The sequence below is a fragment of the Moorena bouillonii PNG genome (assembly GCF_001942495.1).
Classification (GTDB): Bacteria; Cyanobacteriota; Cyanobacteriia; order Cyanobacteriales; family Coleofasciculaceae; genus Moorena; species Moorena bouillonii.
In genome coordinates this window covers 19,006-32,927 of the sequence record NZ_MKZS01000001.1, presented here as the reverse complement: position 1 = coordinate 32,927, position 13,922 = coordinate 19,006, and the positions used below count along the sequence as shown (strand labels likewise).

12 protein-coding genes are annotated in these 13,922 nt (G+C 42.8%); 3 read left to right on the top strand and 9 right to left on the bottom strand.

Annotation, left to right across the window (positions count from 1 at the left end; translation table 11 throughout):
• Positions 1-258: 258 nt before the first annotated feature.
• Positions 259-525 (top strand): hypothetical protein, encoded by a 267-nt coding sequence (locus BJP37_RS35190; protein ID WP_143727393.1) that lies wholly within the window; start codon positions 259-261, stop codon positions 523-525.
• Between the two features lie 105 nt (positions 526-630).
• Positions 631-765, top strand: a complete 135-nt coding sequence (locus tag BJP37_RS43130) for a hypothetical protein (RefSeq protein WP_269086921.1) — start codon at positions 631-633, stop codon at positions 763-765.
• Between the two features lie 6 nt (positions 766-771).
• Here BJP37_RS43130 and BJP37_RS00125 read toward each other — a convergent pair whose 3' ends face one another.
• From BJP37_RS00125 to petN, 5 genes are all read right to left on the bottom strand, one after another.
• A complete protein-coding gene (locus BJP37_RS00125) occupies positions 772-1,302 on the bottom strand; it encodes a gamma-glutamylcyclotransferase family protein (protein WP_075895540.1) in 531 nt (176 codons plus the stop codon).
• A gap of 479 nt (positions 1,303-1,781) precedes the next feature.
• A complete protein-coding gene (locus tag BJP37_RS00120) occupies positions 1,782-3,407 on the bottom strand; it encodes a 2-isopropylmalate synthase (protein ID WP_075905606.1) in 1,626 nt (541 codons plus the stop codon).
• A gap of 88 nt (positions 3,408-3,495) precedes the next feature.
• On the bottom strand, positions 3,496-4,014 hold the full coding sequence (locus BJP37_RS00115; protein ID WP_044495347.1) for a LabA-like NYN domain-containing protein: 519 nt from the start codon (positions 4,012-4,014) through the stop codon (positions 3,496-3,498).
• A gap of 584 nt (positions 4,015-4,598) precedes the next feature.
• Positions 4,599-5,420 (bottom strand): sulfurtransferase, encoded by an 822-nt coding sequence (locus BJP37_RS00110; RefSeq protein ID WP_075895538.1) that lies wholly within the window; start codon positions 5,418-5,420, stop codon positions 4,599-4,601.
• Between the two features lie 339 nt (positions 5,421-5,759).
• Positions 5,760-5,849, bottom strand: coding sequence for a cytochrome b6-f complex subunit PetN (gene petN, locus BJP37_RS00105; protein WP_010871354.1), 90 nt, complete (start codon positions 5,847-5,849; stop codon positions 5,760-5,762).
• 335 nt (positions 5,850-6,184) lie between these two features.
• Between petN and BJP37_RS00100 the strand changes: the two genes are divergently transcribed.
• Positions 6,185-8,017, top strand: coding sequence for an intein-containing RctB family protein (locus BJP37_RS00100; RefSeq protein ID WP_075895536.1), 1,833 nt, complete (start codon positions 6,185-6,187; stop codon positions 8,015-8,017).
• A gap of 199 nt (positions 8,018-8,216) precedes the next feature.
• On the opposite strand, the gene BJP37_RS00095 is transcribed toward BJP37_RS00100, so the two are convergent.
• From BJP37_RS00095 to BJP37_RS00080, 4 genes are all read right to left on the bottom strand, one after another.
• The gene (locus BJP37_RS00095; protein WP_075895534.1) at positions 8,217-8,945 is read right to left on the bottom strand and encodes a hypothetical protein; all 729 of its coding nucleotides are present in this window, start codon (positions 8,943-8,945) and stop codon (positions 8,217-8,219) included.
• 1,000 nt (positions 8,946-9,945) lie between these two features.
• On the bottom strand, positions 9,946-10,608 hold the full coding sequence (locus BJP37_RS00090; RefSeq protein WP_143727391.1) for a TVP38/TMEM64 family protein: 663 nt from the start codon (positions 10,606-10,608) through the stop codon (positions 9,946-9,948).
• Between the two features lie 131 nt (positions 10,609-10,739).
• Positions 10,740-11,438, bottom strand: coding sequence for a TVP38/TMEM64 family protein (locus BJP37_RS00085; protein WP_081431014.1), 699 nt, complete (start codon positions 11,436-11,438; stop codon positions 10,740-10,742).
• A gap of 1,429 nt (positions 11,439-12,867) precedes the next feature.
• Positions 12,868-13,893 (bottom strand): glycosyltransferase family 2 protein, encoded by a 1,026-nt coding sequence (locus BJP37_RS00080; RefSeq protein ID WP_075905602.1) that lies wholly within the window; start codon positions 13,891-13,893, stop codon positions 12,868-12,870.
• Between the last annotated feature and the right edge of the window lie 29 nt (positions 13,894-13,922).

Below are 13,922 nucleotides of genomic sequence, written 5' to 3'. Positions count from 1 at the left end.
TTATAAAGTTAAATTGGCACTGCACACCAACATAAAATTAATGGTAAAATAGAGTAAAATAAATCGTAGGGTGGGCAGTGCTTCCTAATAAGTTTCTATCTTGTTGTAGGGTAGATTTGCACTGCCCACCAGCATAATATCAATGGTAAAATATAGTAAAAGTAAATCGGATGGTGGGCAGTGCTTCCTAGAAATTTTAAAGGTTTTATAAAGTTAAATTGGCACTGCACACCAACATAAAATTAATGGTAAAATAGAGTGATAATAATCGTAAGGTGGGCAGTAATAATACCAATTTCAAAGCTTACCATCGGGATGATACTTACTGCCCACCCTACATATTTTTCCATTTTTCCTACTCCCTACTCCCTACTCCCTACTCCCTATTCCCTATTCCCTTTGCTAAAGGTGGGCAGTAAAAATACCAATTCCAAAGCTTACCATCGGGATTATACTTACTGCCCACCCTACATATTTTTCCATTTTTCCTACTCCCTACTCCCTATTCCCTATTCCCTTTGCTAAAGGTGGGCAGTAATAATACCAATTCCAAAGCTTACCATCGGGATGATACTTACTGCCCACCCTACATCAACTGCTATTGTAAAATAGAGTAAAATTAATCGTAAGGTGGGCAGTAATAATACCAATTCCAAAGCTTACCATCGGGATGATACTTACTGCCCACCCTACATCTTTTTCCCTATTCCCTATTCCCTATTCCCTACTCCCTACTCCCTACTCCCTACTCCCTACTTCAAATAGCAATCCTCAGCTCGCCTTTAGTTGCAACTGGTGCATATGGTCAAATAACTTCCAGCAATACTCCTCAGATATCCCACAGGTAATAGCACCCCGAAGTACCACATCGAAATACCAATCATTAGGAGCCATTTCCCGGTCTAACTTATTCACCACCACATAAGTCCGAACGCCCTGATACAACTTATTTTGACAGTGGACATTTACCATTTCGTGTTGGTAGATACGCTGAGGCACACCTTCCCGCAGATCCAAAGCTTCACTCACCCGCCAAGGTAAATGATACAACACTCCTTCAACCCTTGAGCCAGGAGTTTTCACCACATCCAGCGTGCCACAATTACGACTTGGAGATTTGCTATAAAAACCAATATGATAATCCTTAAGAGTAGCAGTACCAATCACAAAATTATGGGTATCTTCCCCAAGCGATCGCTTTAAATCTACTGGACACATACAAGAGCCATAAGCAAAATAGTAAAAGCCTGACTCTGTGTGACGTTGGTGTTTTCTGTCAGTGTTTAGCTGGGCAGCTGACATACGCAATACTAATTCCTAACTTATATCTGAATCTTGGCAAATAAAACCTTATTCTATCGAACAGTCGAGTAGTGGGGAGTGTCAAAAAAAACATTTCAGCAAAAAGAAATCCCACCGTTTCAGCCAGTGGGACAATTATTGAACAATTATTGAAACGCAAAGTATGCAGAGGTTTGCCTTTTAGATATTAGAGGATATCTGAAAAGTTTTTTGATACTGAATTTTGCCCCCCTAGCCCCCCAACTTTGGGGGGAACAAGAGTCAATTTGCTTCTAAAAGTCCCCCAAAATTGGGGGACCAACGGGGGCTTGGATGTAGCAAATGAGACTTCTCAGACAACCTCTTAGATATAGCGTTTCTAGGAATTATGAGGTACACTTCTCAACCTCAAAGTCCCCCTTGATAAGGGGGATTTAGGGGGATCTCTTTGTACCTCACCAAATTGCAAACCGCTATATTGATTCCATAACAATTTGAGATCAGACCCCTGCTCGAGAACCTATCGATAACTCAGGATCATTACTCAACTTACCGTTTTGCATGGCTGAATACAGTCGGTTCAGTGCATTCACATAGGCCTGTGCTGAAGCCACAATAATATCCGTACTGGCAGCATAACCCGAATAGACCCGTTCATTGTGCCGCAAACGAATAGTCACTTCCCCAAGAGCATCAATGCCTGCTGTTACCGATTGCACCGAAAACTCAATCAGTTCATTAGGCACATTCACCACCCGATTAATAGCCTTGTACACCGCATCCACCGGACCAGTACCAATAGCAGCATCACTAAGTTCTTTACCTGTAGGTGTTCGCAGCGTAATCGTAGCCGTAGGACTACCATGATCCCCACAGGACACCTGCACCAACTCTAAGTGAAACACTTCCGGTGCCTGGTAAATTTCATCATTAACAATGGCTTCTAAATCCCAATCCGTAATCTCCTTCTTCTTATCCGCCACCTCTTTGAAGCGAACAAACGCCTTATTCAGGTCATTATCCGACAACTCATAGCCCAACTCCTTGAGGCGAGAACGGAAAGCATTGCGACCCGATAGTTTACCCAGTACAATCTGATTTTCCTTTAACCCAATCGACTCGGCATCCATGATTTCATAGGTCAGCTTGTGCTTAAGTACCCCATCCTGGTGAATACCAGACTCATGAGCAAAAGCATTCGAGCCCACGATTGCCTTATTCGGTTGCACCAACATCCCGGTAAGACTCGAAACCAGACGGGATGTCTTGTAAATCTGACGAGTATCAATAGTGCTTAGGGGTTCCTTCGACTCTGGGGGGCGTCCGAAGAAAGGATTAAAATACTGACGGCGGACATGTAATGCCATTACCAACTCTTCCAAAGCCGCATTACCAGCCCGTTCTCCAATACCATTAATCGTGCATTCCAGTTGCCTGGCACCATTTTTCACAGCTTCCAGGAAATTAGCCACTGCCAGACCTAAATCATTATGACCATGGACAGAAATAATTGCCCGGTCAATATTGGGAACATTTTCCTTAATCCCACGAATCAAGCCACCAAATTCGCTTGGGGTAGTGTAACCTACAGTATCAGGAATATTAACCGTAGTAGCCCCCGCATCGATTACCCGTTCCAGGACTTCGTAGAGATACTCGGGATCGCTGCGCCCTGCATCCTCCGGGGAAAATTCCACATCATCCACAAAAGACTTCGCATAAGCCACCATTTCTGGCGCAATCTCTAACACTTCCTTTCTAGTCTTCTTCAGTTTGTACTCCAGATGAATATCCGAAGTGGCAATGAAAGTGTGAATACGGGCATTAGCTGCCGGTTTGAGGGCATTCGCCGCCGCCTTGATATCATCACGACTTGCCCGTGCTAGACCACAAATCGTTGGTCCAGATTCTATGCCCACGGCTTGAGCAATTTTTTGCACCGCCTCAAAATCCCCAGGACTAGCGTAGGGAAAGCCTGCTTCAATCACATCTACTCTCAATCGTGCCAGTTGGTGAGCAATAATCAGCTTCTCATCCACATTGAGGGTTGCTCCAGGAGATTGTTCCCCATCCCGGAGGGTAGTGTCAAAAATGATAATGCGTTCTGATTGAGGTTGCTGGTTCATAACTAACTCGATTGGTTGATAGTCAGTGATTTGAAGAGAACGGTCGTCAGTCAACTAGACCGACAGTTTGCTTTGTTTATAATTATAACTATGAATCAATTTTTTCAATTTGATCACGGACATCATTTAGATCAATATAACGGTCAGTGGCATTCCTCAGTTCCCTAGCAATCATCCCTTCTGTGGAAACCACCGTAATATGAGTATTTTTAGAACGCAGTAATTCAATTGCTCGTTCAAAATCTCCATCTCCACTAAACAAGATAACTTTGTCATACTGTTCCACAGTATTAAACATATCCACAACAATTTCTATGTCTAAATTAGCCTTTTGTGAATAGCGACCCGAGTTATCATCATAATATTCCTTTAAAATTTTAGTACGAACCGTGTATCCTAGACTAATTAGAGCATCTCGGAACCCCCGCTGGTCTTGAGGATCTTTGAGTCCGGTGTACCAAAATGCATTAACTAGAGTAATACCAGGCTCGTTTTTAAAATAATCTAAAACCCGCCTAGGATCAAAAAACCACCCATTCTTTTGTTGGGCGTAAAACATATTATTGCCGTCTACAAAAATAGACATACGTTTCAGTGGACAATGCATATTTACTTAAACCTAACAATTTTCTATATAATCTTTAATATAACTTTTAATTCTAGCAGTTTTTAGCTAGTAAATTAGTAAGTAGTGGTAAGACTTAACTAGTTAGTGGTAATTTAATTACTGATTTGATTAGTACTGATAGAGATGACTTATCTGTACTTACCAATGGGATTGAGTAAGCAATAGCGGGATAATTTCCGGATTTTGAGGATAATATGCAAAATTTACCCTCCTCTGTCTTGGTGCGCGTTATAGCAGAAGTCAGAAGTCAGAAGTCAGAAGTCAGAAGTCAGAAGTCAGAAGTCAAACTCTTGCGCTTACTTAGGTTTGAGACTTTTGTCATGTCCGCGCCTGCCCTGGCGACTGCTATACCATGGCGAGGTTCAGGCAGCGCCTTGTCGCACCGCTTCAGTTAAGTCCTAGGGAGAAGGGTAGCAACTCAGATCGAAACAATCAGGAGTATCAAAGTAGTGGTAGTTTAACGGGACTGGAAAGCTTTTGCGCAAGCAACATACCTAACCTGTTGCTTGCTTTGGGTAGTGCCACAGTTCCTCAAAGCAAGCAACGTCAACCGGTGGGGAAAATTACAGATAAGAGCACCAGTCACTCCAACTCCCAGCATAGAGCTTGCCAGTGTTAATTCCTGCCAATGCCAGGGAGAAGAGATTCACACAAGCGGTTACACCAGAACCACAATAAACTAGAATTTCTTGTTTGTTCTCCAGCTCAGTCCAGCGCTCTTGTTGCGATGCTAATGGTTGCAAATAACCATTGGTGTCCGTGACACCATGCCAAGGGTAGTTGATGGCACCAGGAATGTGACCGGCAACAGGGTCAATCGGTTCTCGTTTACCTAAATAGCGATCGCTTTCCCTAGAATCTACCAAAGCCACCTCTGGCAAATCTTTACGTACTTTCACAGTATTAATATCCACCACCCAATCAGAGCGCAACTGTTCTACAAATATTCCTGGTTTTGTGGTAGGCTCTTGATCAGATACTGGATACCCTTGGGAATGCCATCGGGTCCAACCCCCATCCAGCAACGCCACTTGGTCGTGTCCCAAGTAGCGCAGCAGCCACCACAAGCGGGCTGCAAAAGCAGAACGGGAATCATCATAGGCAATCACTAGGGTTTTTCGGAAATTAACACCAATCGCTGCTAATTTCTGGGCTAACTTCCCAGGTTCAGGCAAAGGATGACGACCGCCATGACGCTCTACTGGTCTCGAAAGGTCCTTATTCAAATCTAGATAGTGAGCGCCCGGGATATGGCTAACTTTATACTGTTCATAGCCCAGGTTTGGATCAGATAGAGCAAAACGGCAATCGACAATTACGATGTGGGGATCATCAAGATGATCACTCAGATACTGACCAGAAACTATAAAAGCTTGTTCCGTCATGTGACATCACGGATTATAAATTTTAGTATTGATTTAGAACGAATAAGCTTTAGCGATATCAAGTGAGTCCAAGGATTTACGCTCCTAGGACTCTCTTCAAACAAAACAAATTAACGTTTGCTTGTTTGGTTGAGATATTAAGTTGGTAGTGCTTGGTTTAGAGGGATAAAAACCCCCAGCCATCCGCTGTCAGATTTTCATCCCTATTTATCCCGCTTTTGGCGGCGGCGATCGCGCCACTCAGCAGCAGTTAGATATATGATTCCTCCGCTTACCACCACTAATAATCCAGCGGCAGCAAAGAATAACATAGTGATTACGGGATTTTCCACGATACTGTTAAAATCCGTTACGACCCCAGACAACCATTGAGATTGACCAAGTAAACAAAACCAGTACAGAAACCCAGCCTAGTGTCAGAATATCCATAGCAATATATAAAAAAATTACTCAATAACTCCAAATCTTATAATAATTCAATTTGACACCGCCACCTCCTGCAGAAGTGGAATTCGTTTGGGAATTATCTGGTTATAGGGTTAGCCCCCCCGTCTTTGACCAAAGCTGATTATCCATAGTCTGGCTAGGTTTCAGGTCAAGAGTATTTGACCTGGACAGGGGATAGTGTGACAGTTACTAAACTGTCCACAGATTGCTTCAAGAAAACTTGTGATGATCACCTGATCCTTAGATTCAAGTTTATGGACAATCTTGTAGTTATTGTGTATTATATATGTAATATAAAAGAAAGATAATTTATTGTTATGCCTTACGAAAAACTAGACCTCTCCACCCCAAAACCTGTGCTGTCTTGGGCGAATCACTCCCTAGCTGCTCAGGAAACCCAAATGGCCAAAAATGTGGCGTCTCTGCCATTTGTGTTTAAGCACGTCGCATTAATGCCAGACGTTCACCTAGGTAAAGGCTCATTAGTTGGCTCTGTAATTGCCACCAAAGATGCCATCCTGCCAGCAGCTGTCGGGGTAGATATTGGTTGTTTTACAGGTGATACCCTCGTTCCCTTGGTTGATGGCAAATCTTACACCCTCGAAGCACTAGCCAGCAGTCAGCGAGAAATTATTGTCTACTCCTGCACACAAACCGGAAAAATTGTCGCGGCTAAGGCTACAGCCAAATTAACCCGCCGTAACCAACTACTCTTAAAGGTCGTTCTCGACAACTCACAAGAAATTAAATGTACTCTCGATCATCGATTCATGCTCAGGGATGGCAGTTACCTCGAAGCCCGTGACCTCAAACCAGGGACATCCTTGATGCCTTTCTACTCCCAAACCGATAAAGATGGTTACACCTTAATCCAGCAACCCTATTCTGGAAGATGGCAAAAGGCAGATGGGATTATCTCTGCCACTGATATCCCTACCACTGATATCCCTGCCACTGAATGGTTAGAATCTCAATTGTCAGGAAGAGTACCATCTTTTCCAGGTCATAGAACAGTCATTGACCACCATATTGATCACCATAATGTTGATCCTGCCGAGCATCGAAGCTCAAATCTGGTAGGGGGAGCAAATCACAAAGTCGTCAAGATCTTACCAGTTCAGGAAAGACAAGATGTCTACTGCCTAACCGTGCCAGAGTATCACAACTTTGCCCTGACTGCTGGTGTGTTTGTTCACAACTGTGGCATGTCTGCCATCAAAACCCCTTTTGTGGCAGAGCAATTGGAGGGCAAGCTCAAGAAGATTCGCTTGGAGATTGAAGCAGCTATTCCCGTTGGCTTTAATGAAAACAAAGATATCGAAAAACCAGTAGTAAACTGGCAAGGCTGGCGTGACTTTAAGGAGCTTCATCCAGGTGTGCAACGGCTAGATGGAAAATCCATGAAACAGCTGGGTTCCCTTGGTGGTGGCAATCATTTCATTGAATTGTGTCTTGATACCGAAAACCAAGTGTGGCTGATGCTACACTCCGGTTCACGGCATATTGGTAATCAGCTAGCTAAGTGCCACATTAATACTGCTAAAGAATTAGCAAAGCTGGCACATACTAAGCTTCCTGACCGAGATTTAGCATACTTTGTCGCAGGAACCCCTGAATTTGCTGCCTACTGGCGGGATTTGCAATGGGCACAAAACTATGCCCGTTACAATCGCGATATCATGATGGCTCGCTTCAAGCGAATTGTTGAGAAACATCTGGCTGGTGGTAAGTCGTTCAAGCCCTTGTTATCAGTTAACTGCCATCACAACTATGCCGAGAAAGAAATGCATTTCTCCGAAGAGGTTTATGTCACTCGAAAAGGAGCAGTGCGAGCTCGTACGGACGACTATGGTATCATCCCTGGTTCCATGGGGGCAAAATCTTTCATTGTTAAAGGTAAAGGCAATCATGACAGCTACTGCAGCTGTGCTCATGGTGCTGGTCGTTTAATGTCTCGCACCAAAGCCAAGAAGCAGTTCACCATTGATGATTTAGTTGAGCAAACTAAAGGTGTTGAGTGCCGTAAAGATAAGGACGTTATCGATGAAATCCCAGGTGCTTATAAGCCAATTGATCAAGTGATGGCTAATCAGTCAGATCTAGTTGAGGTAGTGGCAACGCTGAAACAGGTTGTTTGTGTTAAGGGTTGAAAACTTTCAAAACTGAATCGAATCATTAACTCTTAACCATTACGTAAAAGGCAACAGAGACATAAACGTTTCTGTTGCCTTTTTCCTGTTGTAATATCCAAAAAAAAACAGATATCTAGAGACATCAGCAATTGTAGTTAAAGTTTATTACGCAATTCAACACATTTGTAATCCTACACCATTAAAGGTGACTATTACCTTAGGATTTAGAGCGGGATTTTATGGTGAGAATCACCAAATCTACCTCTCGGTCAACCCTTAAGTGAATCTGATAGTTTTTTTGTTCCGTGATTAATAAACTTTTCTGGTTTTCACTAAGTTCTTTCAACCCATAGTTAATCCAAGCCATACCATTTTCCCATTCCGGTGATACTACCCTAATGAATAATCCTAAAAGTAAAGCAGCTTGGCTTTCATGAGAGTATTTATAGGGAATTTTAGTGGCTATCGATGCTTGAGTTATATTGTTAACATTTCCCAGGATATTAATTAATACTGTACCTCCCGTATTGTTGCCTATCAAATTAATTTGATTATGAATAGTTTCTCCCTGGTTAAAGGTAAACCCAATGGCTTCAAAACCAGGCTTGATTTTGTCTATACCTATACCTAGTCCATTTTCTTCATATTCAGTGATAATAGGAAGCATGAGTTGATTGATCATTGACGCTTTATCTACTAGTTGTTCAGAACTAGTTTTAGCAACACTTGATAATGATTTTTTGCGCTCTGACGTGTCGTTGAACCAACTAATTATTGATTCTATTGGATTAACAATAATTTTTGATGAATCCGTTAATCGAAAATTGTTGTTTTCCATTAACACGCTGATTACTCCTACGATAATTACTAGAGAAGGTAACAGGCAAAAAGTAATAATTAACGATTGTCCATTGACCCAATTTTTAGAATACTGTTCTTTAGTCATTTCCTGCCAAGCTCAAAGTCGCCAAGGGTGGATATTTGATTATCAATAGACCTAGGGGTAAAAACGATTCTGGAAGCGTTACCCCACTTAAACTTAAACCTAATTTAACGCCTATATCTAAGGTCAGATAGAGATAGTTATTGGGGTAGATATCATCGGTAAATGATAATAGGTAATTGCCAATTTATAATTGAGTATCATACTATTGCTGCTGTTAAACAACACTTGTATATTGCAATTACCTATAACCTATGACCTATGACCTATGACCTATGACCTATTAACAAACACTTATCTCTATCTACATGCATAGAAAATTAGTATTTAGTTGAGATGTTCTTGGAGTTAATCACGGAGTTTAATCGCACATTGTGAAAAACTTGGGAAGGCTAACCACAGTATTGTATAGTAATTATTTTACCAAATGTGAAATTTTGGTGAAAAACACTTGGTGAAGAACACTTTGAGGTGCGACCCAAGGCCGCAAGCAATCCCTCGCGGCCTTGGAGGCGCACACCTTAAGTGTCTTGCTATACAAAACGAATGGCAAGCACTCACCTTCGGTATCACCGGAGTTGTGAAAACTTAACGTTTAAAAAAGTAAGGTAAAAACTTTAACGAGTAAAGTTTAAGTTAAACGGGACTACTGACAGAACCTTTCTTTTCTCCTGACCTCAGCGATGCAGCGCCGCCAAAGGGGGTTTCCCCCATGAGCGACTGCATCAAGACAGGGAAAAGATGAGGGGTTACACCCTCCATATTAACAAATTTAACAGATTCCCGTAAATCCCTGTCTTTTTGTTTACATGTCTTACGGATGCGTTTCGGGAAAAGTTTAGCAAGTCGGGGTAGTTGATCAGAAAATTTTTTACCCTATTGACCCACTGATACCACGTTGCTTTCTTGCCATGGTACTTCCTTTGATTGATAGGGGAGATAGGGAGGATGGGAAAGATGGGAAAATGAGGAGAATTGGACAGGAGAATGGGCAACAGGAAGACTATTTCTTTTTTCGCTTTGCCAACAGTGGCAAGGCAGACAGTATACCTAGGAAACTGAGTGCTAGGAAAAATGGTAAGCGATCGCCTCCTTGCAAAGCTTCCCCTCCAGTTACTCCCAGCCAAGTATAGGCGAGGGTACCAGGAATAATCCCAAAGAAAGTGCCAAGGGTATACTCTACCGAGCCAATCGGGGTTAGACCAAACAGGAAATTCACTACATTAAACGGAGAAATGGGGGCAAAGCGTACTGCTAAAACAAACATTAGGGGTGTTTGCATCACTGCTTGATTGAAGCTGACCAATGCTTTATGATGCCTGAACTTGTATTCAACCCAATCTCGCAATAGGTAACGCGCTACCCAAAATGCTCCCAATGCGCCTAAGGTTGCTCCGATCACAGACCAGAAGGTACCCCAAACTAAACCAAACACTGTACCACCAGCGATAGTCAGTACTGTGCCAGGAATTCCTAAAACCGTTGCCAGAGCATAAACCAGGATAAATAAACAGATTGCCCAATGGCCTAATCCTTGCAACTGTTGCACTAGGAACCTCTGGTTAAATAAAGCTCTGACAGGAGTCGAGTAACACAATAGGACTAAAATAAATAGCGCGATCGCTAACCAAAGGCTTCGTCTTTTGAGTAATCTGTTCAATCTCATCAATCTTCTACCTTAATCACCTTAAATTCTTAGGACTTAGGGTCAGGACTTAGGCAAAACTCGACTTTTATTCGCTTTTATATTCGCCCTGATGGTCTAGGGTCTGTTATTAACACACCCGACAAATAGAGTTATTGCCCAAGTCTTGATTGTTTCCAAAGTAGGGGAGTGGTAGATAGCACCGCTAATACAACTAGTGCTCCGATCAGTTGCCAGGGGGGACTACCGCTGATAGCTTCCAGACCACTGCGACCTAACCAAGCATAGGCAAAGGTAGCCGGGATAATTCCCACTGCGGTGGCTATCACATAAGTGGGTAGAGGAATTGGTGTTAAGCCAAACAAATAGTTAACCGCATTGAATGGAAAAATTGGTGCCAGGCGAATGGAGAGCACAAACCAAAAACCATTGTTCTCAATTCCTTCACTGAGTTGCTCCAAACGAGAGTCCTGAAACTTATCTTTAACCCAATCACCAGCAACAAAGCGAGCAATCATAAACGCAGCCGTTGCTCCCAAAGTAGCACCAATCACAGTCCACAAAGTCCCGAGCATTAGTCCAAACAGAGCACCAGCCGAAAAGGTTAAAATCGCATCAGGAACAGCTAGTACTGTGGCAACAATATAAATCAAAATGTACCCCAGTGGTCCAAAAATACCCATGCTTTCCTGAAGCCATCTCAGATTTTCCAGCTTCAGCCAAGACCCAACCGGCGTAAATAGCAAAATTAAGGCAGCTGTCACTAGAACTATTGCCCCAATCCCTAACCTTAGTCCTAGCTGTATCTTGGACTGGGGCAGATTTTGAGATGTCGAGGATGAAACTTTCATGAGCTGGTTAAAAAGTAATTGGTGATTTTTAAATAGAGTTATTTTTCAATAGCATTAGTTTTATAGTTAAAAACTAATTAGGAATCGAATTATATCACATCCTCTATCAATAGTTACTATAGTTAGTAACATTAAAGCTATTATTAACGTCTCAATTTTATAAGTTTTAGAGAGGGTTAATCGTCATTTTTAACTGCTCATTCATTTCTAGATATTTTCAGGATACATGAATCTATTAAATCCTAGGTTAATGAGTTTTCACTGAGAATAGCCTTAATCAATAAGTAGCTAGTTTAGGAAATCAGGGAATCAGTGTAAATCATACAGATAGAACTTATGCAAAAGTGCAAAAGTCCCTGATAGCAAGTTGCTTTCTGGTGATGTTACTTGCTGAGCACAAGCTCATCCCCCTGATCCTCATAAGGGTAGGTTTTTTACTTTGACCTCAGGTGTGGGGTATTGGGTGTGGGGTGTGGGGTGTGGGGGTACAGACAAGCGATGCAGTGGCCTCACGGGGGTTTCCCCCACTCGCGCTTGGGATCAAGACAATGATGATTTTTAGCGATGCTAATGGTGCGACCCGTGGCGAATTTAATTCGACGACTGTAAGCGCACCATTACCTTCACGCGGGGGTTTCCCCCACTCGCTATTCCATCAAGACAACGACAAATTAAGTATATTGTCTTGATGCAGTCGCTCATGGGGGAAACCCCCTTTGGCGGCGCTGCATCGCTTTCTGATCACCCACACCCTACACCCGGTCCCCCTACACCCCACACCTCACGTCTTTGTTAAAAACCTACCCCTGTGAGGAGGGGCTGTGGGGAGCATGTCACTTTTGCCGAACAAAAGTACTAAGGTAATAGGTAATGGGTAATAGGTAATAGGTATAGCAGTCGCCAGGGCAGGCGCGGACATGACAAAAGTCTCAAACCTAAGTAAGCGCAAGAGTTTGACTTCTGACTTCTGACTTCTGACTTCTGACTTCTTCTATAATAGGTCATCAGGGGAGCTAGTCCTGGATGAATATTTGTACATTATCTATAGCCCCCTCATGGGTAATTGCTTGCTCTACTGGAAAATAGTACTAATGTTTAAGCATTGCAAGACCTGCTCCCGGGGCTGTGTGGGTAACCTGTGTCGGCACCGCTGTTTGCCCTGTGGAGACTCCCTGTTGCTTTGCTGCATCGCTTTATAGATCAGGACTTACGCATTTGCCCCCGTTGGTCCCCCAATTCTGGGGGACTTTGACATCATTCCCCCCCAGAATTGGGGGGATAGGGGGGCGAAATAAACTTCACCGCGTAAGTCCTGTAGATGCTACAGATAGTTAATGGGTAATGGATGATTGACAGAGGCATTATCCATTACCCATTAACCAGCATGTATTGGTAGCAGAGCTTTACCTATTTGCTAATAGATGAAATTTCATGTACCTCTGATTGCTTGAGAAATCCGGCGCTTTTGTGAAGACCCTGTGGTTTTTAAAGCTAAAGCTTCTATATGCTTGTAAAGATTCTCAGGTATAAGCCAGAGCAAATAGGCCGCAGCCCCAGTTAACACGGTACGACGTGGTTCTTCCCAGAGCATCTGCCAGTAGCTCCCCAGAGCTTCGTTGAAGAATTGGACAGCCATGGCACCATCTCTCAAGGTAACTGCCCGACGAGCTAGATACCTCGAATGGTAAGCACGGGCGCGGTTTTCCCACTCAACCACCACCTCAGGAGCATAGGAACGAGTCTTCTCAATTACCTGTTCCCAAGACCTTTGTTTTTTGAACAAGTTAGCTGATATACCACCAGAATTGACTCGGTATAGAGTCAAAGAGTCAGGAATGCCTTCCAGGTGCCAATTGGTTTGGATAGCAATGCGAAACCAACAATCCAAATCCTGTGACCCTTGCAATCCCTCATCCCAATAAAGGTCTTTGGTCTTTCCGTCAATAGTCTCTTGGTACTTAATAGCTTCAAATACCTCCTTGCGGAACACAGCACAGGAGCCATTACTAATAGGATTACGGCAAATGATGTCACCCATGGTGATGTCCTTTAGCTTGGGTAGTTGATAGATTCCTAGGGAATTTCCTGCTTCATCGATAAACCCAGAACAGCTAAAGCTAATCCCCAAATTGGGATTGTTTTCCAAATGTTCAATATGTTTTTCTAGCTTTTCAGGCAACCATAGGTCATCGCCATCTAAAAATGCTAAATACTCTCCCTGGGCTTGGCGGATACCTTCATTCCTTGCTGCATTAGCTCCCTGATTTTCCTGACGAATAATTTTGATTCTGGGGTCTAGGAACTGCTGGCAAATCTCTACACTTTGGTCAGGAGAACCATCATCAATCAGCAAATATTCAAAACTTTGGTAAGTTTGATCCAAAACTGACTGTACTGTAGCAGCAATATACTTCTCAACGTTGTAGACTGGAGTGATGACGGAAACTTTTTTCATTTTATAATCCATCTTATCTTATATTGAAT

Coding starts and splice junctions, on each gene's coding strand:
- BJP37_RS00120 (WP_075905606.1), bottom strand. CDS start 3,407: ATGAACCAGCAACCTCAATCAGAACGCATTATCATTTTTGACACTACC.
- BJP37_RS00085 (WP_081431014.1), bottom strand. CDS start 11,438: ATGAAAGTTTCATCCTCGACATCTCAAAATCTGCCCCAGTCCAAGATA.
- BJP37_RS00125 (WP_075895540.1), bottom strand. CDS start 1,302: ATGTCAGCTGCCCAGCTAAACACTGACAGAAAACACCAACGTCACACA.
- BJP37_RS00095 (WP_075895534.1), bottom strand. CDS start 8,945: ATGACTAAAGAACAGTATTCTAAAAATTGGGTCAATGGACAATCGTTA.
- BJP37_RS00115 (WP_044495347.1), bottom strand. CDS start 4,014: ATGCATTGTCCACTGAAACGTATGTCTATTTTTGTAGACGGCAATAAT.
- BJP37_RS00110 (WP_075895538.1), bottom strand. CDS start 5,420: ATGACGGAACAAGCTTTTATAGTTTCTGGTCAGTATCTGAGTGATCAT.
- petN (WP_010871354.1), bottom strand. CDS start 5,849: ATGGATATTCTGACACTAGGCTGGGTTTCTGTACTGGTTTTGTTTACT.
- BJP37_RS00080 (WP_075905602.1), bottom strand. CDS start 13,893: ATGAAAAAAGTTTCCGTCATCACTCCAGTCTACAACGTTGAGAAGTAT.
- BJP37_RS00100 (WP_075895536.1), top strand. CDS start 6,185: ATGCCTTACGAAAAACTAGACCTCTCCACCCCAAAACCTGTGCTGTCT.
- BJP37_RS00090 (WP_143727391.1), bottom strand. CDS start 10,608: ATGAGATTGAACAGATTACTCAAAAGACGAAGCCTTTGGTTAGCGATC.